Source organism: Streptococcus ilei, assembly GCF_000479335.1.
Classification (GTDB): domain Bacteria; phylum Bacillota; class Bacilli; order Lactobacillales; family Streptococcaceae; genus Streptococcus; species Streptococcus ilei.
In genome coordinates this window covers 349,287-372,139 of record NC_022584.1, presented here as the reverse complement: position 1 = coordinate 372,139, position 22,853 = coordinate 349,287, and the positions used below count along the sequence as shown (strand labels likewise).

The window sequence follows — 22,853 nt, the reverse complement described above, 5'->3', positions numbered from 1 at the left end:
AATTTTACCCCTTCTTTCCTCAAAAATCAATTCATTATATGGAGATATTCAATTTTTTTAACTTTTAATTTACACACAAAAAGGAACTCGCATGAACGAGTTCCATTAGAAAGTAGATAAACTTTCTTTTTAAAATTTTTCTGTAGAGACTTTCCGCTGTGAGAAAAGTGCCTGAAACACAATAGTTTCAGGCACTCGGAAATCTTGAGACCTTAGGCTCAAGATTTAGTCATGGAACTTCGTAGAAGTTCGCTGACGTCCGTACTCACCTAAGGAAAGTCACGAAAGAGGAATTCCTACTCAATCAGAAAATCCACATGATCAAAAGTTCATGTCCCCTGCCGGAATCGAACCAGCAACTACTCCTTAGGAGGGAGTTGTTATATCCATTGAACTAAGGGGACCTATAAAAAAAGAAGCGAGATCACTCCCGCCTCCTTGTTCGTCTTAACGACGGATTTCTTTAATACGAGCTGCTTTACCTTGCAATGCACGAAGGTAGTACAATTTCGCACGACGTACTTTACCGTAACGTACAACTTCAATCTTTTCTACACGTGGAGTGTGTACTGGGAATGTACGTTCAACACCGACACCGTTAGAGATTTTACGAACAGTGTACATTTCAGTGTGTCCTTGACCTTTACGAGCGATAACAACGCCTTCAAAGATCTGGATACGTTCACGAGTTCCTTCGACAACTTTCGCGTGTACACGAACAGTGTCACCAGGACGGAATGCAGGGATATCAGTACGAAGTTGACCTTCAGTCAAGCTTTGAATTAATGGATTCATTTTATTCTCCTATCTTCGTCAATCTTGAGGGCTACTCCCTCAGCGGATAAACTGTATTTTTGTGCTTCCATTACGCACAAAGTTTATAATACCAAAAGAATGTCCTTTTGTAAAGGATTATTGCAACTTTTTCGCAACTTTTTGTCCACCATAGATAGACAGGGCTGGAAAGAGGCGAGTTGCGACCAGACAGACCAAGAGAAAGGCTGGCCAATGTTGGAAACCAAAGACCTCACACCCGATCAAGATTGGTCCAATCGTGGTCGAGGTTGCTCCGGCAAAGACTGCCGCATAGCCCAAGGCAGCTACCAGATAAACCGGAAGTCCAAAGAAAGGAGCTAGCCAAACACCCAGACTGGCCCCGATAGAAAAGAGTGGAGTCACTTCTCCTCCCTTATAGCCTGCCGCAATGGTCGACACCGTGAAGAGGAGCTTGAGGATCCAGTCTGCCCCAGTGATCAAGCCCTTCCCATCAGCTCCTTCAAAACTTTGGGAAATCAGATTGGTCCCCAGTCCCGTGTAGCGACCTGCTCCAATCAGATACAAGAGAATACTCAGACCAAGACCGACCACTCCAATCCGCACATAGGGATTGGAAAAGGCCCTGGTAAAACTTTGTTTAAACGTGCCAAGGAGATAGGCAAAGAGCTTGCCAGTCAGACCAAAGATGACCCCCAAGAGAAGCAACTGCAAGAAGACTTGTGGGGATAGGGAGAGCTTGGCAGAAATAATCTGGGTAAACTTCTCTAGCCCCAAGGTATGAGAGGTCCAACTAGCAACAAAGGCTGCAATGGCCGCAGGATAAAGAGCCCGCCACTCCAGTCTCCCAACCACTAGGACCTCCATAGCAAAGAAGATGGCAGCTAGAGGCGTCTGAAAGAGTCCCCCGAAGCCGGCAGCCATCCCAGTGACCAAATAAATCCGTGAAGCGTGAGGGCCAAGCCAGTCTCTTCGAAGAGCATGGGCCACTGTTCCCCCAAGCTGGACCGCTACTCCTTCTCGACCAGCAGATCCACCAAAGAGATGGGTCAACCAGGTAGAAAGGATGGTCAAGGGAATCAAGCGCTTGGGAATGGCTTTCTCCCTTCCCTCTCCTACTTCAAAGAGGAGCTCCATCCCTTTTTGACTCTTACCTCCATAGGTGCGATTGAGATAGGTGATCAAGATACCGGCTAGAGGCAGAAAGGGTAAGAGATAGAGAAGGTAATCCGTACGAACTTCTCCAATCCCAATCAAGACACGCCCGAAGAGAGTATCAATTACCCCGACGATCCCCCCGATTATAATGGCGTCTAGGGTATATACTAAGGTTCTTTTACTTATCGTCATCTCAAGCACCCTCGTCCCCATCTAATTGATCGGCCTGGTAGCCTCTGGAGCGCTTCATTAAGTCCCGATAAGTCGCAAGGATGGTCTCTTCATAGCGCTTGTCCTGCACCAAGCCAGCGACATTGGCTAAGACCTCATCTTCTCTGGCCCGATCCAAGATAGGATTTTGATGCGTTTCTTTGTACCGAATGATATCTTCTACACAGTGCATCCGGCGTTCCAATAAATGGACCAATTCTTTATCAATACTATCAATCTCTTGGCGAATCTTCTCTAATTCCATACTGGTCTCCTCACTTTTTGCTACCCATTTTATCAAAAATCGAGCTATCTTACTAGCCCTATCCAGCTATTGAACATTTTCAACCACAACAACATGCAAACACCTTTCTTAATTATGGATTAGCCTACTTTTGCTACGACTTCTTCTGCAAAAGCTTCTAATTTTTCAATATCTTCATCTTCAGCTGACAAGTCTACCTTGACGCACTCAGAACCTTTAACCGCACCAGTTGCTGCAAAGACACGATCAAAGTCATCGACTGCTTTACAGAACTCATCGTAGAAGGTATCACCTGAACCAACAACACCGTAAATCTTACCATTCAAGTCAAGACCAGCTAAGTCTTCATAAAAGTCTACGATTTCGTCAGGAAGCTCACCATCACCGTAGGTATAGGTCGCTACGACTGCAATGTCAGCTTCAAGAAAGTCCTCTGCGTCTACTGTTGTACATTCGTCGACTTCTACTTCGACACCAAGATCACGAAACTTATCGGCTACGATATCAGCAATCTCTTCTGTATTTCCTGTCATACTTGCAAAAACAATCTTTGCTAATGTCATAATTCCCTCCAAATAATAATCTTATGACATTATACCACTTTCGCTCGAATTTTGCATAGGGAAGTACTGGGGACCTGGCATTGTTCGGAAATTCTCCACCAGAGAGCCAGACAACCTTTTTCTTTTCCAAATGCCCTGCTTATGCTAAAATTGAATGAGAACTAAATGAGGTACTATATGCAGATTACACAGGACATTTTAGAGAAAATCAACCAATACGATACCATTATCCTTCACCGTCATATGAATCCCGATCCGGATGCGATCGGAAGCCAGGTCGGCTTGAAAGAAATCATCCAGACCAACTTCCCAGACAAAAGAGTCCTAGCTACTGGCTTTAATGAGCCGACTCTTGCTTGGATGGCTAGCATGGATACTGTCACAGATGAGGACTATGCAGGTGCCCTGGTCATTGTCTGCGATACTGCAAACACCCCTCGCATCGATGACAAACGCTACACGAGTGGCGATTTTCTAGTCAAGATTGACCACCATCCAAACGATGATGCTTACGGAGATCTCCTCTGGGTAGACACTGACTCGAGCTCTACGAGCGAGCTCATCACCCTCTTGGCTCTTGAACAAAAGCTTGAAATCACTCCAGAAGCGGCCCGTCTCCTCTATGCCGGTATTGTCGGAGATACTGGACGCTTCCTCTACCCTTCGACGACAAGCCGGACTTTCGAGATGGTTGCCCACCTTCGTAGCTTTAACTTTGACTTTGCAGGTCTTTCTCGCCAGATGGATAGCATGAGCTCTAAGATTGCCAAGCTTCAAGGTTATGTCTATGACCATCTCGAAATCGATGAAAATGGAGCAAGTCGCGTGACCCTTACCCAAGAGCTTCTCAAACACTACCAAATCACAGATGCCGAGACTGCTGCGATCGTCTCAGCACCTGGTCGAATCGAAGACGTCAGTGTTTGGGCTATTTTTGTCGAGCAAGCCGATGGCCACTACCGCGTCCGTATGAGAAGTAAAGCCCTGGTGATCAATGAGATTGCCAAACGCCACGATGGTGGAGGCCACCCACTCGCCAGTGGTGCCAATTCATATTCCTTAGAAGAAAACGAGCAAATCTATCGGGAACTACAGGAAGTTGCCAAGACAAAATAGATGTTCATGAAGAATCAAGCAAGCAGGTCAGTCATTTCTAGTGGAGTTGATTGGCCTTTTTTCATTTTAAACAAAAACGAATAAATTTTAATAAGATTTAGAAAAATGTGAACGATTTCTTAGATTTCCATTCCAGTTTGAGCTTATTTATGCTATAATAATCACAAAAAAGGAGACGTTTTATGCATAAACATCGTATTTTTATCATTGTCGCAGCAGCTCTTACTGCCATTTCTACCTTTTTGCCGTGGAGTACACTTAATGGTGGATCCTTCGGAAGTTATTCTTTCAGTGGAATTCGAGGTGAATTTGGATGGGTCATCGTTGTCCTAGCTATTGGTGCCATCGTTCTAGCTTGCCTTCCAAACATTGCTCCACCAATGAACAAGAATTTTTCCATTGGTGTCATTGCTATCGGTATTCTTGAAAGCTTAATTACGATCATCACTATGTTTAGAGTTTTGGGTGCTTCATCTGAATTCGGTGATGGCTTTTCTATTGGTTTTGGTTTGATTATTGCAGTCATTGCAAGTATTGCTCTTGTTGTCACAGGACTTCTTGCGATGTCTGGTGGTAAAATCACTAAAGGGACATTCCAAGAACTTGCATCAACAAGTAGAGGATTCGCACAGTCTGTTGCATCATCTGTCCAATCACCACAACAACCAGGTCAACCTGGTCAACAACAATGGCAACAACCACAACAAGGGTTTGGTCAGCCTGCCCCAGGACAAGGATTCCAACAAGCGCCTCAACAAGGATTTGGTCAACCTGCTCCAGGACAAGGCTTCCAACAAGCACCTCAACAAGGGTTTGGTCAACCTGGTCAACAACAATGGCAACAACCGCAACAAGGGTTTGGTCAGCCTGCCCCAGGACAAGGGTTCCAACAAGCACCTCAACAAGGGTTTGGTCAACCTGCCCCAGGACAAGGGTTCCAACAAGCACCTCAACAAGGATTCCAACAAGCGCCTCAACAAGGGTTCCAACAACCTCAGCAAGGATTCCAACAAGCGCCTCAACAAGGATTCCAACAACCTCAGCAAGGGTTCCAACAAGCACCTCAACAGCCTCAACAAGGGTTCCAACAAGCGCCTCAACAACCTTGGCAACCTCAAGAGCAACAGCAACCTCAACAACCAGAACAGCCAACTACTGAACCTGGTCAAGAATAAAAAGATTTCTATTGATCTTACATGTCCAACATTTCTTTACTGGGACTGTTAGGCAGAGTGGGAAAAGCTTGTCTGATAGGATGAGCTTCTCCCACTTTTTTCTTAATAAAAATGCGAAAAATTTGGTAAAAATCCTTGCCAAACTCTTTTGTTTTTGATAAACTAACTTAGTAACAATCTATGGCTCGGAAAGAGACCATGGCAGAAAGGAATTATTGCAAAATGAAAAAAGATATCCATCCAGAATATCGCCCTGTTGTCTTCATGGACACTACTACTGGTTATAAGTTCCTTAGTGGTTCAACTAAGTACTCTAACGAGACTGTTGAATTCGAAGGTGAAACTTACCCATTGATCCGTGTTGAAATTTCATCAGACTCACACCCATTCTACACTGGACGTCAAAAGTTCACTCAAGCAGATGGACGTGTGGATCGTTTCAACAAAAAATACGGTCTCAAATAAGAAACCCATCAAAACCACTTCCACTTGGCAGTGGTTTTTTCTTGTCCTGCCCAGCACAAAAAATACCGCTCCTTCAGGATTCCTGAAAGAGCGGTTTTCTTGTTATTCGTAGTCGCCACCGGTAAAGTTGAAGTATTCTTCTAAGCTTTTACCTGAGGCTGCGACATCTTTTGCATCTTCTCCGATATAGCGAAGGTGCCAGCTTTCAGGCATGTAGCCTGTGCTCGCTTCTTTCCCTTCTTGATAGCGGACGATAAAGCCATACTTGGCAGCGTTCTTAAGCAACCATTTGCTTGCGCCTGATTCTTGAACGAGATTGCCACTGGTATCGATGAGGTCAAATGCTAGACCTGTCTGGTGCTCACTATAGCCAGGACGAGCTGAGTAGCGATCTGCCGCTGCTGCCCCATCTTGATTGACATAGCTTTGGTAGAGATCAACCTGGGTCTCATAACTGCGGAAACCACTGTACTGATCACTGATAGCATAGCCTTCTGCCTGCATAGCCGCAATCAACTCATGCAAGGCCGCAACAGCTGTCGGATCCTCACCTGGATTGTAGTCTGCAGCTAAGGGGTAGTGCTTGTTGGCGATGACGATATCTCCAGATTTTCCTTGGACACTATAATAAGAACCATTGAAGGAAACACCTTGGTCCACGGTGACTTCGCCTGCCTTCTTCCTTGACTTATCGCTATCGTTAGACGATGTTGCTTCAGAAGCACTGGTTTCTTTTCCGGCTGATGACTGTGCGACTTGCTTACTGGAAGCAGGCTCTTTTTGCGTTGAGCTCTTTGATTCCTTCTGTTGGCCACAAGCGCCTAGGCTCAAAAGAACAAGGCCAGCAAGCGTCCATTTTGTCATGCTTAATTTCATCATAATCCTCCTAATTACCAGCTGTGACCGCAATAGCCGTAATCACATAAGTATCCCCTACTGGTTTTAGAGTGTAGGTCTTGTCTTTGCTACTCTGGCTATCTTTTCGGCTGGTCACATAATGTACAGTATATTCTTCGTGGGTTTTCACGATCACCATTCCGTTCTCTTCGGTAATGCTAAGGACGTTAAAAACACCTGGTGTATAGTAGTCGATTTCAGCCTTCTTGACTCCACCACCTGTTGTCCACTCCACCATTTCCTTGTAGGCGTCACTTGAAGTGTCATAGTACTTGGAGTAGGTGTTGGATCTACTTGAGACAGATGAGAAGACTTCTGTGCGATAGTCTTGGAGGAAGGAGGTTACAGAGGTTTTCTTCTCTTCAGCCTTCTTGGCTTCTTCTTCCTTGGCTTTACGAGCTGTTTCTGCATCTTTCAATCGTTTGGCCACATCCTTAGAAAGTTTCAAAGTGATGACTTCATCGTCATCAGGAGTTTCACCGATCGTGACTTTAGCTTTTTCAGTTGTATAGCTCTCACCATTGACACTAAAGACTGCATGAACTTCGATTTCTTGATGGGCTACGACATCGACTTCAAATAAGGTACTTGTGCCGACTTCCTTACCATTCACTGCTACCTTGATATCAGTTGGATTGCTTACTTCCTCTGGGAATTCAATTTCGAGAAGACGTTTTTCAGAATTGAAGGTCAAGTTCAGCTTATTCTTAGAAGCCTGAGCTGGGTCTAGTTTGACCTCACTAGAGATTTTTCCAACTTCTGTCTTACCATCTAGTTGCATGTCTCGTGGCGCAAAGTGAACCTCTCCAAGTTTGGTCGTTTGGTTCTTTTTGAGCACTGTCGACTCTTTTTCGCTGGTCTTAAGCTTGGCATCATCCAGATTCGTAACCGCTGTGACTTCAAGTGGATAGGTCGCGATGCGGTATTCTTGGAAGATACCGAATTTCTTATCCGCCTTCTCAATTCCGATCAGTAGATTCTGATTTTTGTCCTTGATGCTACCTGTTTTTGAAGACTGAGCGATATGATCTAATTCGTAGATGACATCGATCTTCTGAGAGGTCATATAGTCTAGCAAGCCTTGAGCTTCTTCCTTGGTCCACTTATCCTTGTCAGTAGAAAGAATGCTCGCCACTTCTCAGTAATCCTTTTGTTCAATGGCTGTGACCAATTTATCCACTGTCACCTGTGGGCCTGTAGTTGATGAGAAGTAATAGCCTAGACCAGACAAGGCCAAGACCAACAAAGCCAAAATACTGAAGAAGAAGACTTTCTTTTTCTTGCCTTTTTTCTCTTTTTTGACTTTCTTTTCTTTCTTTTCCTTGCCTTTCTTGACAGCTTCTTCTTGCTCTGGAGCCTCTGCTGGCGCTAGAGCTTCAACTGGCTGGGACAAGTTTTCTGGGGTCTCTGATGGATTCTCCACTGGTGCGAAGACCTGCGTTGTCTGATTGGTCTCTTCCAAGTTAATCGTCGGAGCAGGTGCTTCTACGATTTCAAAATTCTGGCTTCGAGCAGATTCAATCTCTTCTGGAAGCGGTGAACGTCCATAGAGGGCGATAAAATGCTCTTCCCAAGCAAGTTGAAGAGGATTTACAACCGCTTCTACTGACTCCTGCACTCCTAGTCCTGGCGCTTCTGAAGCCACTTGATCAATAGCTACTCCAGCAATCGATTTGATTGCCTTAAAATCAAAGCCGGAATCTCTTCCGGCAATGAATTCTTCAGGAGTAGGTTTGCGACCGATTACTTTTTCAAATAATTCTACCCATTTTTTGTTCATCGGTATGTTCTCCTAAAACCTAAAATATTTTTTATCCCGATATGAATATGAACAAGAATTTTATGATCAGGTTCCTATCTAATTAGAAGAAGGAAGCGATATAGATAGATACTTGTTCTAAAATACGTCTGTCAATGATGCCAACAATTGTGAAGATGACTAGAATGACTGCTGAAGAAGCAAGGAGCAACAAGAATTTGTCAGCCTTGAATTTTGTTCTGTTCAAACCTTGGTAAACAGTATAGAGCAAGCCTAAGAAATAGAGAAAGAAGATTAACGATCGAAGGAAGATAAATCCTTCAAAGTACTTGACTAGAGAAAAAATCAAGACAATGAGGGATGCTGGCAAGGCATAGATAGACAAGCGAGTAAACTCATCGAATGAACGTTTGTAGGTGTATTCTTTATCTTGCAAGACAAGGTTACGAACCAAGAAACCAGTTAATTGCGTAACATAAATTGTAAAGAAAGTTACAATGACAATCAATAGGTAAGCTGTAAATCCAACTTCAGCGTAAGGGAAGGCACTCGCCACGAAGAAAAGTGAGAGGCTAAGGATAAATGCAGTCAAGACATAATGAAGGATACCATTCAATACTCTTGGTTGAGTTTCTACTGTTGGACGAACCAAAGCAGAAACGAACCATGACCAGAATCCTTTCATTGCTTGTCCAAAGGCATTTGGTTGGGCAGGTTGTGCATAATAAGCTTGACCTGGTTGAGGTTGTCCTGGATAAGGTGCTTGCTGGAAGCCTTGACCTGGAGCTTGACCCGGAGCCGGTTGACCAAATCCTGGTTGCGGCTGTTGTTGAGGTGCTTGCTGGAAGCTATTTGGTTGAGCACCAAATGCTGGTCCTTCTGGCGCAGCAGTGTATTGTGGCGCTTCTTGTACTGGTGCTTCTGGAGCAGTAGCGAACTGTGGTGCTTCTTGTACTGGTGCTTCTGGAGTAGCAGCAAATTGTGGCGCTTCTTGGACTGGCGCTTCTGGCGCAGCAGCAAATTGAGGTGCTTCTTGTACTGGTACCTCTGGCGCAGCAGCAAATTGTGGCGTTTCTTGTGCTGGCGCTTCTGGAGCAGCTGTGAATTGTGGCGCTTCTTGTACTGGTGCTTCTGGAGCAGCCGCGAATTGTGAAGCTGCTTCTGGAGCTGGTGCTTCTGGAGCAGTAGCAAATTGTGAAGCCACTTCTTCTGGTGCTACTGGAGCAGCGACGAAGCCAGCGCTTGCTTGGTCTGGAGCTACTGGAGCACCTACAAATTGTGAAGCTTCTTGAGCTGCCTGTTCTTCTTGGAACTCACCTGCAGCCAATGCTTGTGCGATCTCTGCTTCAGTTGCTGAACGACCGTTCACAGCTTCAAAGTAATCAAGCCAATCCTGTTTGATCATAAAATAATCTCCTTATAAAATAAAATACAGATATATTATATAAAAATTTTAGCTATAATTCAATATTCTACAGGAATCAACTGTCTAGAGCATCCCAACTATTCAAATGCATCCATGCCACCTTGGACGTTGGTCACATCATAGCCCTCTTCTTCCAAAAATTGGCAGGCACGGGCTGAGCGCCGGCCAGACTTGCAGATGACATAATAGGCTTGCTCCTTGTCTAGTTCTGAATACCGTTCTGCCAACACGGATAAGGGAAGCAAGGTCACTCCGTCCAGATGAAGGGCATCGTATTCCTCCTGCTCACGGACATCGACGACTTGGATCTCTCCAACTTGGTACTTTGCTAAAAAGTCATTAAATGGAATTTCTTTCATGATTTCTCCTTTTTGATGCCACTATGGCAAGGTTAGTATTTCGTATTTAAAATCAATGGACTCTAAAAAGCGGAATAGGTCCTGGGTTTTGATAAAAATGGTCTTTTCATTGGTGTTAGGATGGAAGGTCATGATTTCCTCTGACACAATATCCTGATCAAAATAGACGAGAATATCTTTTTCTTCATTGTTTAACAAGCCAAATGGAGATACTGTCCCAGCTGGTAATTGCATTTTTTCTGCCAGAGATTCAGCTGAAGCCATGCGGATCCGATTGGCTCCTACTTGCTCTTTGAAGTCATCCATATCCAAGAGCTTCTGATCATCCATGATGAGCAGATAGTACTGGGTTTTCTTTTTGTTGGTCAAAAACATGGACTTTGTCCGGACCCCTTCGAGACCTTCAATATAGGAATCGGCCTGCTCGGTAGTCAATGCTGGTGGATGCTCCACCACATCAAATTCAATCCCGAGCTCGTCCAATTTGGCTTTGACTTTTTGATATGGATCCATGGAAATACCTCCTTTTACAATTATCACTAACTATTATTTTGTATGTTCGGCTATAATCTGCTGGACTCGAGACCGGAGAGCCGGCACCACTTCTGCCTCAAACCAAGGATTCTTGGCCATCCAGATCTGATTGCGAGGCGAAGGGTGGACCAGAGGGAAATAGTCGGGCAGGTAGTCCTTGTACCGTCTCACCCGCTCTGTCACCTTGCCACTGACCTTCTCATGAAGATAGTAGGCTTGGGCGTACTGGCCAATCAAGAGGGTCAACTCAATATCTGGACACTCTTTGAGGAGTTGAGGATGCCACTTTTCCGCAAAGCCCTTGCGAGGTGGCAGATCTCCTGACTTGCCATGACCTGGGAAATAAAAGTCCATAGGAATGACCGCAAATATACCCGAATGGTAGAAGGTCTCTTCATCGACTCCTAACCATTCCCTTAAGCGGTCCCCACTCTTGTCCTTCCAGTAGAGGCCTGCTTCCTGTGTCTTAAGGCCAGGTGCCTGTCCGATAATATTGATTCGAGCTGTCTTTGGTGCCGCAAACAAGGGCTCGATCCCCTTATCCGTATAGTCTTTGTTTTGTGGATCAGCCATGATGGCTTTTTTGATCTGCTCTAGTTGCTTCATTTCTCCTCCTCTAAGCAAAAACTCAGCCAGCAAGTGCCAACTGAGTAGCGTCTTATTTGATGAGTTCGTAGATAGCTTCTGCGTAAATTGCAGCTGCACGGTAGAGATCTTCTACATCCGTAAATTCATTGGCTTGGTGCATAGTGTTCACATAGTCTGGGAACATGGCACCGAAGGCAACCCCACGTTTTAATAGACGACCAAAGGTTCCACCACCGATTACTTGCTCATGACCTTTCAGTCCGGTTTGTTTTTCATAGACACGCAACAGCGTTGAGACCAATTCATCTTCCATTGGAACATAGTGAGTGGTGTGGCCGTGAGCTGACAAGCTAACGGATGCCACTCCTTCAACTTTTTCAAGTCCAGCTTTGATGGTTTCTGGATCTGTTCCTTTAGGGTAACGAATGTTCAAGGCGATGGTGTTATCTGAGCTATTTTCATCAAAGTTGAAGACACCCGCATTCATGCTGAGAGCCCCCATCTTTTCATCCGTGTGGGCAATGCCAAGCTTCTCACCAGCAAAGTCTTCATGAAGAAGAGAAGCTGACACCTGCAAGTAAGCTTTGGCATCTCCACCGAAGTCAAACTGGTTCAAGAAGAGAGCCAAGTAGGTCGCTCCATTGATTCCAGCTTCTGGAGTAGAGCCGTGGGCAGATTTCCCGATAATAGTGAACTTAAATTTACCGTCATCCTCTGTTGCTACTTCATAACGAAGTTGGTGTTCATTGGCAAAGGCCTCCAAGAGACTAGCTAGATCTGGCAATTGTCCTGAAACAAGAGCTGTCGCTGACTCAGGTACCATGTTTTCACGAAGGCCACCGGTGAAGCTATGAAGATGCGCTTGACCTGTGTTTTGACCACCAAAATGGAGGTACTCGGTAATGTTTCCTTTTTCTCCGTTGATGATTGGGAATTCAGCATCCGGAGAGAAACCAAAGTCTGGATCAGGAAGACCGACATGTTTGAAATAGTAGTCCATATCACCCCAGCCAGATTCTTCATCTGTACCGACTACGAAGCGCACGCGCTTAGATACAGGCAATCCCAGATCCTTGATGATCTTCAAGCCGTAGTAACAAGCTACTGTAGGCCCCTTATCATCTGATGAACCACGGGCATAAAGCTTACCATCGATAATCTCTGGTTTGTATGGATCTGTGTTCCAGCCACTACCTGCAGGCACCACATCCATGTGGGCAAAGATCCCGAGCTCTTCTTCCCCTTGTCCAAAGGTGAAGTGTCCAGCATAGTTGTCCACATTGGTTGTTTCATAGCCATCACGCTCAGCAATTTCCAAGAATTTCTCAAGAGCTTTGACTGGTCCAGGTCCATAAGGGTGAGTCGCATCTGCCTGGCTATCATCCCGTTCTGAGTTGATTTCTAAAAGGCTGAAAAGGTCAGCCATCATTTCTTCGCGACGTTTTTCTACTTCTGCTTTAAAGTCAATTGTTGTCATGCATTCCTCCGTTAGTTCGATTTAAATTGAATCTCCTAGAATCCCATCAGCGACTGTCCACCAAAGGATTCTAGAAAACCGGACTTGTATCGTAGGAGACGAGAGCATCCGGTTCTTCCTGTTTCTATTAGCGTTTTTCAATGATTTCGTCTACTGGCAAGCGGTAGCTAGGTTCTACCTTCTCAGCAGCATAGCCGACAGTAATCAAGAGTTCAGGACGGAAACGCTCTTCGATTTCCAAGACTTCATTGACCTTTGATTTGTCAAAGCCCAGGATGATGTTAGAGCCGATCCCTTGGTCAGTCAAGGCCAATACCAAGTTCATCGCGACCAATCCAGCATTTAATGCCAAGTAATCGCTGATCTGTTGTTCATTGTAGCGAGCATATTCTGCGGGAAGATTTTGCATGAAGTATTGCAACTGCTCATCTGTGAAGTTTTTGACCCCACCGACACGCGCAATCTTCCGAGCCCGACGTTGCAAATCGGTATCCGTAAAGAGAGCGATGGTCACAGGTGCTTCCATGACTTGGTCATAATTCCCCCCATAGGCTAGTTTAGCCAATTCCGCATTTTTCTGACGAACGACCACGAATTTCCATGGTTGGCTATTGTGCGCACTTGGAGCCAATGTCGCAATTTCAATAGCTGTCCGCACATCCTTGGGATCGACCGGCTGGTCTGTGAAATGCTTGATCGTATGACGTTTTTTGTTGAGTTCTAGGAATTTCATAGTCAACTTCCTTTTCTAATTCTATTACCTCTATTTTAACACAAAATGAAAGAGCTTGCAGAGTTTTTTCATTGATCTTTTAGGAGAGAAAGTCATAGAAGTTCTTGACATCTTGGTCATAACCATACTTCTTATTAAGACTTGCGAGGAGTTCTTTGTTATGGCCCCGATAATTATCCTCTCGTCTCAATTCTTCGTACATCTCAATAAAGGGAAGTCCCTTATCTTTGGCATCTTGGAGCTCTGCTTCATAGTCGTAAGCTACCTTGCGAAATTGCAGGTTGGTCACCCCATCTTCTTCAACATCGATCAGCGCATACTGGGCTCTATGATTTTGGAGCTGTTCCCAGTCAAAATAAGGCATGCCAATGGAACCAGGATTGATGATATGCTGGCCCTGACTACCATAGCGAAGCAATTGCTTGTGGACATGACCGTAGATGGCCACATCGGTCTGGTCATCGAGCAATTGGTCAAAGTTTTCCGTCGCATTAGCTGGACGCAAGTCCCCACCATAATTCTTTTCTGGTAAGTTGTGGGTCAGTGAAAAGCGAATGCCGTTTATCTCCTTCTTCTCCATTAGAGGAAGCGAGCGAAGCCAATCGATCCGCTTAGGATCCAGTCCTTCCATGAGGTACTGAATGAGACGAAGCATCTGGATCTCCTGCAGATCCTCAAGCCCGTACTCGCCATCCAAAGCCTCTAGGACACAATCGTCCCAATTTCCTCGAACAGCCGCTGTAATAGGAATCGCGTCCAGCAAATCAAAAAGATCCTCTCTTCCTGGACCTGGTAACAAAATATCCCCTAAAAGCCAGTATTCCGTCGCGCCTTGAGCACGCGCATCCGCAATCACTGCCTCCAGGGCTGTCGTATCTCTGTGGATATCAGATAAAATAGCGATACGATGGTTCATAACTACTCCTTTATGGATCAAAAATCTGTGTGCATTAAGTATAACAAAATTAGGAGTAAAACGTAAAAACCATCCATGAAAATGGATGGTGCAATTACTTAAATCCTTGGGAGGGCTCCGCCACTTCCATCAACGGACTTGCATCTTCTTGCTGTCCTTGATGAAGCTTGGCTTGCACCGCCTCTGCCACTGCCCGTGGGATGCCGACTGTGACGATCTCATCTACAGTTGCTTCTTTGATCTTGGTCAGTGACTTGAATTGCTTCATCAGCAACTGCTTGCGTTTTGGACCCAAGCCTTCGATACCGTCTAACTGGGAGGAGAAGGAATTCTTGGACCGTAGCTGGCGGTGGAAGGTGATGGCAAAACGGTGAACTTCATCCTGGATCCGCTGGAGAAGGAAGAATTCCTGAGAAGTCCGAGAGAGTTCGATGACTTGGAGAGGATCGCCAAAGAGCAATTCATGGGTCTGGTGCTTGTCATTCTTTTGCAGACCCGCGATGGGAATGTCCAGTCCCAACTCTTCTTGGATGACTTGCTTTGCAATATTGACCTGGCCCTGACCCCCATCGATAACGATTAGGTCTGGTGGCGTCAGGCCATCCCGAATGACCCGGCTGTAGCGTCTACGAATGACCTCCCGCATGCTGGCATAGTCGTCTGGCCCGACGACAGTCTTGATCTTGTACTTGCGATAGTCCTTTTTGCTTGGCTTCCCATTGACAAAGACCACCATGGCAGAAACCGGACTGGTCCCCATGATATTGGAATTATCAAAAGACTCAATCCGCACAGGAGTTGGTATTTGCAGGAGTTTTCCAAGATTTTCAATAGCACCTTGTGTCTTTTCCATGGATTTTTCAAGGAGATTAAACTTCTGCTCTAGACTGACACGCGCATTCTTGATGGCCAGATTGACCAACTGCTTCTTCTCCCCTCGCTGGGGCTTGAGGACCTTAGTATCCACAAGAGCCTTGACCGCTTCCTCATCGATATCTTGAGGGATCAGGATTTCATTGGGGATTAGGTGAGATTTCTCCTGGTAAAACTGCCCGACATAGGTCAGGAAATCCTCGTCTGGATCATTGTAGTAAGGGAAGAGATTGACATCCCGCTCGATCAGCTTGCCCTGACGAACAAAGAAGACCTGTACACACATCCAGCCCTTGTCCACGTAGTAACCAAAGACATCCCGGTTCTGCAAATCCTTGGCCATGACCCGCTGTTTGGTCCGCAAAGTCCCGATAGCCTGGATCAGATCCCGGTATTCGGCAGCCCGCTCGAATTCCATGTTTTGTGCAGCGGTATTCATCTTGAGCTTGAGCTCATCGATAATCTTGTCATCCTGCCCTTTAAGGAAATCAGAAACTTCCTGTGCCATGCCCTTGAAATAGGCCTCGTCCTTGTGACATACCGTGTGGGCCATACACTGCCCTAGATGGTAATAAAAGCAGACCTTAGAATGAGGATTGGTACACTTGCGAAAAGGGAAAATCCGGTCTAAGAGTCGCTTGATCTCATTGGCCGCCCCCACATCCGGATAGGGACCGAAATAGAGACCGCCATCCTTTTTGACCTGTCGCGTGATGATGAGACGCGGGTAGCGCTCATTGGTAATCTTGATGAAGGGATAGGACTTATCGTCCTTGAGCATGATATTGTACTTGGGTTTGTTCTCCTTGATGAGGTTGATCTCGAGAAGCAAGGCCTCAATATTGGACTCAGTGACGATAAATTCAAAATCCACAATCTCAGATACCAGCGCCTCCGTCTTGGTATCGTGACTCCCTCGGAAATAGGACCGCACCCGATTGCGAAGATTCTTGGCCTTCCCCACATAGATGATGGTACCGTTCTTATCTTTGTGAATGTAACAGCCCGGACTCGTCGGCAAGAGCTCGAGCTTGGATTTAATCAAGTTATTCATACTCTCTATTATAGCAAAAAAGGGAGTGGGAAAGAACTCCGACAAGTTTAAAAGAGTTCGTCTTCCCACCCCCGCACAGTTGATTAGGCATCTTTGGAGCTTAAAAAGCGAACAAAGCTACCAATCAACCACTGCGTCATATATTTATTCCTATTAATTAAACAGCGAAGGGTGAACAGATTTTGCCCAACCTCTCTATAATCTATTAAATTGATTGATGATTTAACAAAAATAACATCTGAAAAATGACCGATCCAAATTGCAATTGTATTCTTCATTTTCCTTATAAAAGCTTATTATATTACGTCCACTTTAATGTGGATAACTAGCTCTACCTCTTACTATATAAACTAAAAGCTATATTGAAACAATAAGCAATGATTATTGAGTAAAATATAAGCTTTAAAAAAAGGGGGCATGTTAATTTATTGCTAAAATAAGCTATTGATGTCAGGATTAGAAGAGAGAAACAAAATAATGATAGTTTAATTTTAAGGCCACGCATTTATGCTTCTCCTTTCTAACCTAAACGAACTATTTTCGCTTTCATTGTAGCATAAAACATAATGGAATGTTCAAAATATCATTAAATTATCTTCAAATGTTTTCATTGCAACAATCCTATTCTCTTTAATTCGTTCAAGGCCTCTTTCTTAGATGGTGATTTGCCACGCGCAAGGAAGTCTTTGATATCCTGAACGTGATCATAAAAATTAAAATTGATTTCTTTTAAATTCTCAATAAAAATCTCTAACAAAGAACCGTCGATATTTTCCAAAGGAGACGATAGTGCTGCCTTATTTTCAAATGAATAAGCTTCTTTTGCAGTTGAGCCTATCGCGTAACTGATATTATCCCAGGATGGGATATTCGCTTCATTTTCATCCAATTGCATATAAATGAAAATACCACCATCATCAGTTCCATCATCCAACAGAGCATAGAGCTCTTCTCCACCTCTATCTTTATTCTCCAAAAAGCTCCAACAAGCATCGAAAGCAGAGCGAATCCGAGGTTTATAGGGTGTTGCCAGTTGATTAACGATCGCTTCTAAAAAGTAAGCATCAAATAACGATCAAACATACTTTCTCCTTGTCTTACACTCTCTCTATTATAATGGAGACAGACTATTGTTTTAAGTAAAATAGTTAGATATTTATAAAAAAATGACTTTTTTAGTCAATTAAGAGGATAAAAAACTTTCTGCCGTGAGAAAAGTGCCTGAAACAATTCGAATTTCAGGCACTCAGGAGTTTTGAGAGTAAAACAGTTTTGGGAACTGTTTTAGCCTGAGCCCAGAAATTAAAGAGCGAAGGGGCTCAAAACTAAGTCATGGAACTTCCTTGAAGTTCGCTGACGTCCGTACTCACCTAAGGAAAGTTTTTCAGAAGAATTTATCTTCAATCAAAGAGGGATCGAAAACGATCCCTCTTTGATATTAATAGCCTTTTAAATAAGGAAGCAAAGACATAAGAGTTGTCCCAAGGACCAAGACCCAGAACCAGAAGGAATACAAGCTTCTTTGGAAGACACCAGGTGCTGGTCGGTTTTCTTGAATATAGTGAAAAATAGCTTTTCTTTTTAAAATCAAGACGATGGTAAAGGCGATGGTTCCACCTAAAAAGACCAGAATTTGAACCCACTCAGCTACATTCATATTGACATGCGTACCGAGGTAATGAAGCCCTTGAGAGAGGACCAGGTTGTTAAAGATATGGTAGAAAATAGCCCACCAGATCGAATACTCGAAGGTCAAGTAGCCAAAGCCTAAGCCGATAATTGTCGCAAAGAACAACTGATCAAAATTGGCATGGAACATTCCAAAAGCCAAGGCTGTCATGACGATCGCAAAGACTTTTCCATACTTTTCCAAGGCTCTCAGTCCAGCAACCCGGAAAACCAATTCCTCTGTGATAGGACCGATCAGAGTCGCATAGAGCAAGAGGCTCCAAGACTGGCTGAGTTGCTCGGACATATCCTCTTGTGGCTTGAAAAAGCCTAGAGTTTCCATCATGTGGTCTAAGAGTTGAGACAAGGCGCTAGAAGCCAATTGGGCGAACCCCAAGAAGGCAATGAATACTAAGAAAGTCTGCCAGGTCATCTTGCGTCCCTTTTGTCTCACATCTCCTTTAAAGAGGGAGCCTTGCCGATAAAGGGCAAATAGGAAGACACCTATACTGACAGATATCAGGTAGCTAATCCCATTCCCATTGATGAGATTTTCTACATACTCCTGCTTCTCTGCCATCTCCAATCCATACCGTCCAAACATAAAGAGGGTAATGGCAAAGGTCAAAATGATGCTAACAAAGACCATGACCAAGAGATAGAGACAAACCATCCCCGAAAAGCTTCCCAAATCCTTTTTGGGATCTAAAAATCGATTAAACTGTTTCATCCATTCACTCCGCTAATCTACTGTTTTTGTTTTCCGGCTCCATCCGTAGCACCATCCAAAAGCCCCCTCATAGAGAACAAAGAAAATCAGAAAGGCATGTAGGAAATAGTCCTCCGGAAGAGCTAATATGATGGGATCCTTGTAGGGATCAAAGAGCCAAGTAGCATCTCCGACAAAGAGGACTTGGTGAAAGAGGGTAAAGAATTGATCAAAGCCAATAAATAGGGTCACTCCTCCTATGACGATAGGCAAGAGAACCATCCCACCAAATAAAGGGCGATAGAGACCTGCGTAGCCTTTACGCATGACCGTTCGAATAAATCGTATAGCCACTGGCAACAAGACCAGGAACAAGATCTGAGTCAGGTGAAAGAGGTACTTGACTGCTTGAAAATGATGGAGGCCATCTGGAGAGGATGGAAAATCTGGCATCTCCAGCTTCCAATTAAAAGGACTGGTCAAATACTGCATGAGGACTTGAAAGTTCTTCTGAATGACTGCAGGAGTCAAACCGGTCCGATTTTGAATTCGTAACCAGCTAATCTCCATGGGATAAATCAACCAGGCTACGAGAATGGTCCCTAAAATCACTGTTGCTAAGAGCCAGAGGACAAAGCCCGTTACCTTTAACCGATCACGCATCGAAATCCCACTCCGCTAAGCTAGATAGGACATGCGTTGGTGGCAAGGGCAGATCCGGCACTTCTTCTGGCTTGGTAAAGCCAGTTGTCACCAGCAAAGTAGGAATGCCATTGTCAATTCCTGCTCGGATGTCGGTCAGGTAATTGTCTCCCACCATGACCACTTCTTCGCGCTCTAGTCCCAGGTGAGCGATGGCCTTGTCCATAATGATGGCATTGGGCTTACCGATAAAGGTCGGCTTCACGCGCGTTGCCGCTTCGATAAGAGCATTTAGAGCACCCGCCCCTGGCATCATTCCCCGCTCTGTCGGGATATTGAGGTCAGGATTGGTCCCGATAAAATGCGCTCCCTTTTGAATGGCCAAGGTAGCGATAGAGAATTTCTCATAGTCCACTTCCCAGTCGAGACCCACCACGACATAGGCTGGATTGACGGTATCTTCGACGAAGCCTGCCTCAGCAATGGCTTGTTTCAAGCCAACATCTCCAATGACATAGGCGGTTTTTCCAAGATTCATATCCACCATATAATCAATGGTTGCTAGTGTCGCTGTATAGATGGTATCCAGCGGCGTTTCGATGTTGAATTGGCCTGCCAGCATCTCTTGGACCATTTCTGGCGTCCGCGTGGTATTGTTGGTCACAAAGAGGTAGGGGATCTGACGCTCTTGCAATTCGTGGACAAAGGCTTCCCCAGCTGGAATCCGCTCTTTCCCTTTATAAATAGTTCCATCTAAGTCAATTAAATAACCCTTATAAGTCACGAGATTCTTGGTCTCCTTTTTCACTTAATTCCTCTGCTTCTTTCTCCTGAAATTGAAACTGGCCACCTGCTCCATAGAGAAGCAAGCAAGCCCCGTATAAGACAAATTGTAGGACCAGACCGAAGAAATTGATACTTGCTTTTCCAGCCTGAGTAAAGAGGAAGGAGGAAATCATCAAGATGACGATGGTCACCATTAAGCCACCAATCTTAGCCTGATCAATGGTAATGGTATAGACGCCGGTTTCTTTTTTCTCATTGCTTTCTTTCTCGGCCTGGATAGGCTTCATGGTCTCAATGAAGTCTGTCATTAAGGTCGCTGCGAGGCTGATAGTCGTACTGAAGAGGACACCTTGGGAGAGCTTGTCAAAGAAGTTACTCCAGAAGCTTCCTGATTGACTGGTGATACTCAAGGAGAAGACGACAACAGGCAGGATAAAAGCCAAAGTCAAATGAATCCAGACACGATACCAGCGTACATCTTCCTTAAGAAACCGAAGAAAGGCTTCAAAACTCAATCGATAGCGTATAAATTGAATCGCTTCCTCAATAAAGATATAAAAGGCTGCGACTAAGGTCAAGAAACCATCTCCCAATACATAGAGGGGATTTTTCTTACGACGAGCATAGGCAACAACCCGTCGTTGAACCTCCATTAAGTCTTCTTTTTTTTGTTTTAATCTTCGTTTTTCCATAATGTTTCCTTATCTATTTCTTCCCAAGTGATGAGGGCTTGGGCGTGGATTTGCCCTTCTGATGAGATGACATGGTTGCTGACCATTCCTTCTCGCTCGACACTAGAGGTGATCATGCCTCCAGGTAATACTTCTTTGACATACTTAAGATGGACCCGTTTGGGGATATGCTGGGTTAGGAATTCCGCTCCCATCACTTCAAAGACCCAGTCTAGGTACTTGCTGTTGTTGACATGGCCGTTCATGTCCAAATCATAGAAACGCACATGGTAGTCCTGCTCCATGGCTCCATTCAGTTCTGGATAGCGTGGACCACGGCGGATCTTCTTCTCAAATGGGGAGTCATATGGGGCAGTGACTTCCTCTGGTACGGATTGGACCTTACGACTGTCCCGATCCATCAAGACAAAAGTCGCCACCATTTCTACGATGGCTTCCCCATTCTGGTCTCTAACGACAAAGGAACGGTAGCAAAAGAGACGGTTGTGGGCCAGGGCCTGGGTCTCAATGGTAATCTGCTCATCAAAGACTGGTAGGCGGTGAACCGTGATGTCATAGTCGGTGATGATCCACACCAGATTGCGCTGTTCGAGCAGGTCCCTGTCACTGACACCCAGCTCCATCGACTGCATGCCTGAGACCTGCAAGGACAGGAGGATGAGCTGTGGCATCTTGATAAAGCCATTCACATCGCTCATATCAAAGGGAACTTTCATGTCATACTGATAAATTTTAGCCATCGTTTACTCCAATATAAATTTCTCTGCTACGGTATCTCCAAGGAACAAGCCTCTCTTGGTCATCCGAACCTGCTTGTCATCTGGAACCAAGAGTCCCTGCTCCGTCAGACTGGCCACCACTTGTCCATAGCGTTGGTCAAAGGAGACACCAAATTTTTCTTCAAAACGTGCCTTGGACACACCTGTCTTTTTCCGTAGACCGAGGAACAACTCCTCTTCCATTTTCTCTTCCAGTGTCAGGTGCTCCTCTGTTATCCGAGCCTTACCTGCCTCAACAGCCACCAGATAATGCCGGATAGGCCCATGATTCTTGTAGCGAATCCCGTCCACATAGCCTGAAGCTCCTGCTCCTAGACCATAGTATTCTGCATTATCCCAGTAGACCAGATTGTGCCGACTTTCAAAGCCAGGCTTAGAGAAATTAGAAATCTCATAATGTTCAAAGCCTGCTTTTTCCAGCTCTTCAATGATGTACTCGAACATCTCTGCTTCCAGCTCTTCTTTGGGCAGAGGAAGCTTGCCTCGTCTCATCCGATTCATAAAGACCGTGTGGTTTTCTAAAATCAAACTATAGAGACTCATATGGGGGATGTCCAAGTCGATCGCCTTGGCGACATTTTCCTTGACCTGGTCCATGGTCTGACCCGGCAGAGCATAGATCAAGTCGATAGAAATGTTATCAAAGCCAGCCTGCTTGAGGTGGCGGATATTGTCATAGATATCCTGCTCCTGGTGACTCCGTCCGATCTTTTTCAGCATCTTGTTATCAAAGGTTTGGACACCCAGAGAGACCCGATTGACCTGAGAGTCCTTGAGGACCGCAATCTTATCCGGATCCAAATCTCCTGGATTGGCCTCGATGGTAAACTCTTCTACCTCCGATAGGTCCATGAACTTGGGCAATTCTGTCAAGAGATAGGCCAGTTGCTGGGCAGATAGAGCTGTCGGTGTCCCTCCACCAATGTAGAGAGTACGCAGTTTGCCAATCTCATAGGATCGAGTCTCCTGGATTAAGTGTTCCAGATAGGCATCGACCGGTTGATTCTTGATAAAAACCTTAGAAAAGTCACAATAATAACAAATCTGGGTACAAAATGGAATATGCACATAGGCAGAAGACGGTTTAGCTTGCATAACCTTTATTATACCACATTTCCGACCAAAGCCCGAGCAGAAAAAAGAGGGGGAAACAAGGATTTCCTTGACAAGAAGGAATGAAAGGATTAGAATAAAGCTAATCACATTCGGAGGTAAGGAGATATGAACAACTAAGT

26 protein-coding genes and 1 tRNA gene are annotated in these 22,853 nt (G+C 44.9%); 3 read left to right on the top strand and 24 right to left on the bottom strand.

All coding sequences use genetic code 11. The features are described 5' to 3' along the window. Window positions 1–332 precede the first annotated feature (332 nt). The 5 genes from N596_RS01885 to N596_RS01865 all read right to left on the bottom strand — a co-directional run bounded on the left by N596_RS01885 (window position 333) and on the right by N596_RS01865 (window position 2,970). Window positions 333–404 (bottom strand) — tRNA-Arg (locus tag N596_RS01885). 43 nt (window positions 405–447) lie between these two features. After that, on the bottom strand, window positions 448–795 hold the full coding sequence (gene rplS / locus N596_RS01880; RefSeq protein ID WP_003016418.1) for a 50S ribosomal protein L19: 348 nt from the start codon (window positions 793–795) through the stop codon (window positions 448–450). Window positions 796–912: 117 nt separating this feature from the next. Then, on the bottom strand, window positions 913–2,124 hold the full coding sequence (locus tag N596_RS01875; RefSeq protein WP_042361071.1) for a chloride channel protein: 1,212 nt from the start codon (window positions 2,122–2,124) through the stop codon (window positions 913–915). Between the two features lies 1 nt (window position 2,125). Next, complete coding sequence (locus tag N596_RS01870; RefSeq protein ID WP_023026747.1) at window positions 2,126–2,407, bottom strand: chorismate mutase; 282 nt, start codon at window positions 2,405–2,407, stop codon at window positions 2,126–2,128. Window positions 2,408–2,526: 119 nt separating this feature from the next. Continuing rightward, window positions 2,527–2,970 (bottom strand): flavodoxin, encoded by a 444-nt coding sequence (locus N596_RS01865; protein ID WP_023026746.1) that lies wholly within the window; start codon window positions 2,968–2,970, stop codon window positions 2,527–2,529. A gap of 177 nt (window positions 2,971–3,147) precedes the next feature. Between N596_RS01865 and N596_RS01860 the strand changes: the two genes are divergently transcribed. The 3 genes from N596_RS01860 (at window position 3,148) to N596_RS01850 (ending at window position 5,726) form a co-directional block, all read left to right on the top strand. Continuing rightward, window positions 3,148–4,086 carry a DHH family phosphoesterase gene (locus N596_RS01860; RefSeq protein ID WP_023026745.1) on the top strand — a complete coding sequence of 313 codons (939 nt, stop codon included), beginning with the start codon at window positions 3,148–3,150 and terminating at the stop codon, window positions 4,084–4,086. Between the two features lie 182 nt (window positions 4,087–4,268). Continuing rightward, window positions 4,269–5,261 carry a hypothetical protein gene (locus N596_RS01855; protein ID WP_023026744.1) on the top strand — a complete coding sequence of 331 codons (993 nt, stop codon included), beginning with the start codon at window positions 4,269–4,271 and terminating at the stop codon, window positions 5,259–5,261. 222 nt (window positions 5,262–5,483) lie between these two features. Next, the gene (locus N596_RS01850; RefSeq protein ID WP_023023047.1) at window positions 5,484–5,726 is read left to right on the top strand and encodes a type B 50S ribosomal protein L31; all 243 of its coding nucleotides are present in this window, start codon (window positions 5,484–5,486) and stop codon (window positions 5,724–5,726) included. A 102-nt stretch (window positions 5,727–5,828) separates the two neighbouring features. Here N596_RS01850 and ldcB read toward each other — a convergent pair whose 3' ends face one another. The 19 genes from ldcB to hemW all read right to left on the bottom strand — a co-directional run bounded on the left by ldcB (window position 5,829) and on the right by hemW (window position 22,713). Next, entirely contained in the window at window positions 5,829–6,602 is a 774-nt protein-coding gene (ldcB, locus tag N596_RS01845; protein ID WP_042361068.1) for an LD-carboxypeptidase LdcB/DacB, read from the bottom strand. 10 nt (window positions 6,603–6,612) lie between these two features. Continuing rightward, window positions 6,613–7,758, bottom strand: coding sequence for a TcaA NTF2-like domain-containing protein (locus N596_RS01840; RefSeq protein ID WP_023026741.1), 1,146 nt, complete (start codon window positions 7,756–7,758; stop codon window positions 6,613–6,615). A gap of 3 nt (window positions 7,759–7,761) precedes the next feature. Further along, window positions 7,762–8,403: a hypothetical protein gene (locus N596_RS01835; protein ID WP_023026740.1), complete on the bottom strand. Its 642-nt coding sequence runs from the start codon at window positions 8,401–8,403 to the stop codon at window positions 7,762–7,764. Window positions 8,404–8,485: 82 nt separating this feature from the next. After that, window positions 8,486–9,787: a DUF6574 domain-containing protein gene (locus N596_RS01830; RefSeq protein WP_023026739.1), complete on the bottom strand. Its 1,302-nt coding sequence runs from the start codon at window positions 9,785–9,787 to the stop codon at window positions 8,486–8,488. Window positions 9,788–9,885: 98 nt separating this feature from the next. Next, window positions 9,886–10,167 (bottom strand): rhodanese-like domain-containing protein, encoded by a 282-nt coding sequence (locus N596_RS01825; protein ID WP_023026738.1) that lies wholly within the window; start codon window positions 10,165–10,167, stop codon window positions 9,886–9,888. A 21-nt stretch (window positions 10,168–10,188) separates the two neighbouring features. Beyond that, window positions 10,189–10,680, bottom strand: a complete 492-nt coding sequence (locus N596_RS01820) for a prolyl-tRNA synthetase associated domain-containing protein (RefSeq protein ID WP_023026737.1) — start codon at window positions 10,678–10,680, stop codon at window positions 10,189–10,191. 33 nt (window positions 10,681–10,713) lie between these two features. Beyond that, the gene (locus tag N596_RS01815) at window positions 10,714–11,307 is read right to left on the bottom strand and encodes a uracil-DNA glycosylase family protein (RefSeq protein WP_023026736.1); all 594 of its coding nucleotides are present in this window, start codon (window positions 11,305–11,307) and stop codon (window positions 10,714–10,716) included. A gap of 52 nt (window positions 11,308–11,359) precedes the next feature. Further along, a complete protein-coding gene (gene pepV / locus N596_RS01810) occupies window positions 11,360–12,766 on the bottom strand; it encodes a dipeptidase PepV (protein ID WP_023026735.1) in 1,407 nt (468 codons plus the stop codon). A 127-nt stretch (window positions 12,767–12,893) separates the two neighbouring features. Beyond that, window positions 12,894–13,499, bottom strand: a complete 606-nt coding sequence (locus N596_RS01805) for a nitroreductase family protein (protein WP_023026734.1) — start codon at window positions 13,497–13,499, stop codon at window positions 12,894–12,896. 79 nt (window positions 13,500–13,578) lie between these two features. After that, on the bottom strand, window positions 13,579–14,415 hold the full coding sequence (locus tag N596_RS01800; protein ID WP_042361065.1) for a metallophosphoesterase family protein: 837 nt from the start codon (window positions 14,413–14,415) through the stop codon (window positions 13,579–13,581). A gap of 94 nt (window positions 14,416–14,509) precedes the next feature. Next, on the bottom strand, window positions 14,510–16,342 hold the full coding sequence (gene uvrC / locus N596_RS01795; RefSeq protein WP_023026732.1) for an excinuclease ABC subunit UvrC: 1,833 nt from the start codon (window positions 16,340–16,342) through the stop codon (window positions 14,510–14,512). 83 nt (window positions 16,343–16,425) lie between these two features. Further along, complete coding sequence (locus N596_RS01790; RefSeq protein WP_023023028.1) at window positions 16,426–16,620, bottom strand: hypothetical protein; 195 nt, start codon at window positions 16,618–16,620, stop codon at window positions 16,426–16,428. 329 nt (window positions 16,621–16,949) lie between these two features. Beyond that, window positions 16,950–17,351 carry an Imm6 family immunity protein gene (locus N596_RS01785; protein WP_506344842.1) on the bottom strand — a complete coding sequence of 134 codons (402 nt, stop codon included), beginning with the start codon at window positions 17,349–17,351 and terminating at the stop codon, window positions 16,950–16,952. Between the two features lie 429 nt (window positions 17,352–17,780). Continuing rightward, window positions 17,781–18,740: a CPBP family intramembrane glutamic endopeptidase gene (locus tag N596_RS01780; RefSeq protein WP_023023024.1), complete on the bottom strand. Its 960-nt coding sequence runs from the start codon at window positions 18,738–18,740 to the stop codon at window positions 17,781–17,783. Between the two features lie 12 nt (window positions 18,741–18,752). Continuing rightward, window positions 18,753–19,382: a TIGR01906 family membrane protein gene (locus N596_RS01775; RefSeq protein ID WP_023023022.1), complete on the bottom strand. Its 630-nt coding sequence runs from the start codon at window positions 19,380–19,382 to the stop codon at window positions 18,753–18,755. Continuing rightward, window positions 19,375–20,145, bottom strand: coding sequence for a TIGR01457 family HAD-type hydrolase (locus tag N596_RS01770; RefSeq protein WP_023023020.1), 771 nt, complete (start codon window positions 20,143–20,145; stop codon window positions 19,375–19,377). Before N596_RS01770 ends, N596_RS01775 begins: the two co-directional genes overlap by 8 nt. Beyond that, entirely contained in the window at window positions 20,135–20,839 is a 705-nt protein-coding gene (locus N596_RS01765) for a hypothetical protein (RefSeq protein ID WP_023026731.1), read from the bottom strand. The genes N596_RS01770 and N596_RS01765 overlap by 11 nt, the downstream gene beginning before the upstream one ends. After that, the gene (locus N596_RS01760) at window positions 20,821–21,579 is read right to left on the bottom strand and encodes an acyl-ACP thioesterase domain-containing protein (RefSeq protein WP_023026730.1); all 759 of its coding nucleotides are present in this window, start codon (window positions 21,577–21,579) and stop codon (window positions 20,821–20,823) included. Before N596_RS01760 ends, N596_RS01765 begins: the two co-directional genes overlap by 19 nt. 3 nt (window positions 21,580–21,582) lie before the next feature. Next, the gene (gene hemW / locus N596_RS01755) at window positions 21,583–22,713 is read right to left on the bottom strand and encodes a radical SAM family heme chaperone HemW (RefSeq protein ID WP_023026729.1); all 1,131 of its coding nucleotides are present in this window, start codon (window positions 22,711–22,713) and stop codon (window positions 21,583–21,585) included. Window positions 22,714–22,853: the final 140 nt, after the last annotated feature.

Excerpts from the sequence above, each read along its gene's own strand:
- N596_RS01860 (WP_023026745.1), top strand. The coding sequence starts at position 3,148 with ATGCAGATTACACAGGACATTTTAGAGAAAATCAACCAATACGATACC.
- N596_RS01775 (WP_023023022.1), bottom strand. The coding sequence starts at position 19,382 with ATGCGTGATCGGTTAAAGGTAACGGGCTTTGTCCTCTGGCTCTTAGCA.
- N596_RS01820 (WP_023026737.1), bottom strand. The coding sequence starts at position 10,680 with ATGGATCCATATCAAAAAGTCAAAGCCAAATTGGACGAGCTCGGGATT.
- N596_RS01765 (WP_023026731.1), bottom strand. The coding sequence starts at position 20,839 with ATGGAAAAACGAAGATTAAAACAAAAAAAAGAAGACTTAATGGAGGTT.
- N596_RS01805 (WP_023026734.1), bottom strand. The coding sequence starts at position 13,499 with ATGAAATTCCTAGAACTCAACAAAAAACGTCATACGATCAAGCATTTC.
- N596_RS01855 (WP_023026744.1), top strand. The coding sequence starts at position 4,269 with ATGCATAAACATCGTATTTTTATCATTGTCGCAGCAGCTCTTACTGCC.
- uvrC (WP_023026732.1), bottom strand. The coding sequence starts at position 16,342 with ATGAATAACTTGATTAAATCCAAGCTCGAGCTCTTGCCGACGAGTCCG.
- N596_RS01875 (WP_042361071.1), bottom strand. The coding sequence starts at position 2,124 with ATGACGATAAGTAAAAGAACCTTAGTATATACCCTAGACGCCATTATA.
- N596_RS01825 (WP_023026738.1), bottom strand. The coding sequence starts at position 10,167 with ATGAAAGAAATTCCATTTAATGACTTTTTAGCAAAGTACCAAGTTGGA.
- rplS (WP_003016418.1), bottom strand. The coding sequence starts at position 795 with ATGAATCCATTAATTCAAAGCTTGACTGAAGGTCAACTTCGTACTGAT.
- N596_RS01760 (WP_023026730.1), bottom strand. The coding sequence starts at position 21,579 with ATGGCTAAAATTTATCAGTATGACATGAAAGTTCCCTTTGATATGAGC.
- pepV (WP_023026735.1), bottom strand. The coding sequence starts at position 12,766 with ATGACAACAATTGACTTTAAAGCAGAAGTAGAAAAACGTCGCGAAGAA.
- N596_RS01865 (WP_023026746.1), bottom strand. The coding sequence starts at position 2,970 with ATGACATTAGCAAAGATTGTTTTTGCAAGTATGACAGGAAATACAGAA.
- hemW (WP_023026729.1), bottom strand. The coding sequence starts at position 22,713 with ATGCAAGCTAAACCGTCTTCTGCCTATGTGCATATTCCATTTTGTACC.
- N596_RS01780 (WP_023023024.1), bottom strand. The coding sequence starts at position 18,740 with ATGAAACAGTTTAATCGATTTTTAGATCCCAAAAAGGATTTGGGAAGC.
- N596_RS01830 (WP_023026739.1), bottom strand. The coding sequence starts at position 9,787 with ATGATCAAACAGGATTGGCTTGATTACTTTGAAGCTGTGAACGGTCGT.
- N596_RS01790 (WP_023023028.1), bottom strand. The coding sequence starts at position 16,620 with ATGAAGAATACAATTGCAATTTGGATCGGTCATTTTTCAGATGTTATT.
- N596_RS01850 (WP_023023047.1), top strand. The coding sequence starts at position 5,484 with ATGAAAAAAGATATCCATCCAGAATATCGCCCTGTTGTCTTCATGGAC.
- N596_RS01870 (WP_023026747.1), bottom strand. The coding sequence starts at position 2,407 with ATGGAATTAGAGAAGATTCGCCAAGAGATTGATAGTATTGATAAAGAA.
- N596_RS01835 (WP_023026740.1), bottom strand. The coding sequence starts at position 8,403 with ATGAACAAAAAATGGGTAGAATTATTTGAAAAAGTAATCGGTCGCAAA.
- ldcB (WP_042361068.1), bottom strand. The coding sequence starts at position 6,602 with ATGAAATTAAGCATGACAAAATGGACGCTTGCTGGCCTTGTTCTTTTG.
- N596_RS01815 (WP_023026736.1), bottom strand. The coding sequence starts at position 11,307 with ATGAAGCAACTAGAGCAGATCAAAAAAGCCATCATGGCTGATCCACAA.
- N596_RS01800 (WP_042361065.1), bottom strand. The coding sequence starts at position 14,415 with ATGAACCATCGTATCGCTATTTTATCTGATATCCACAGAGATACGACA.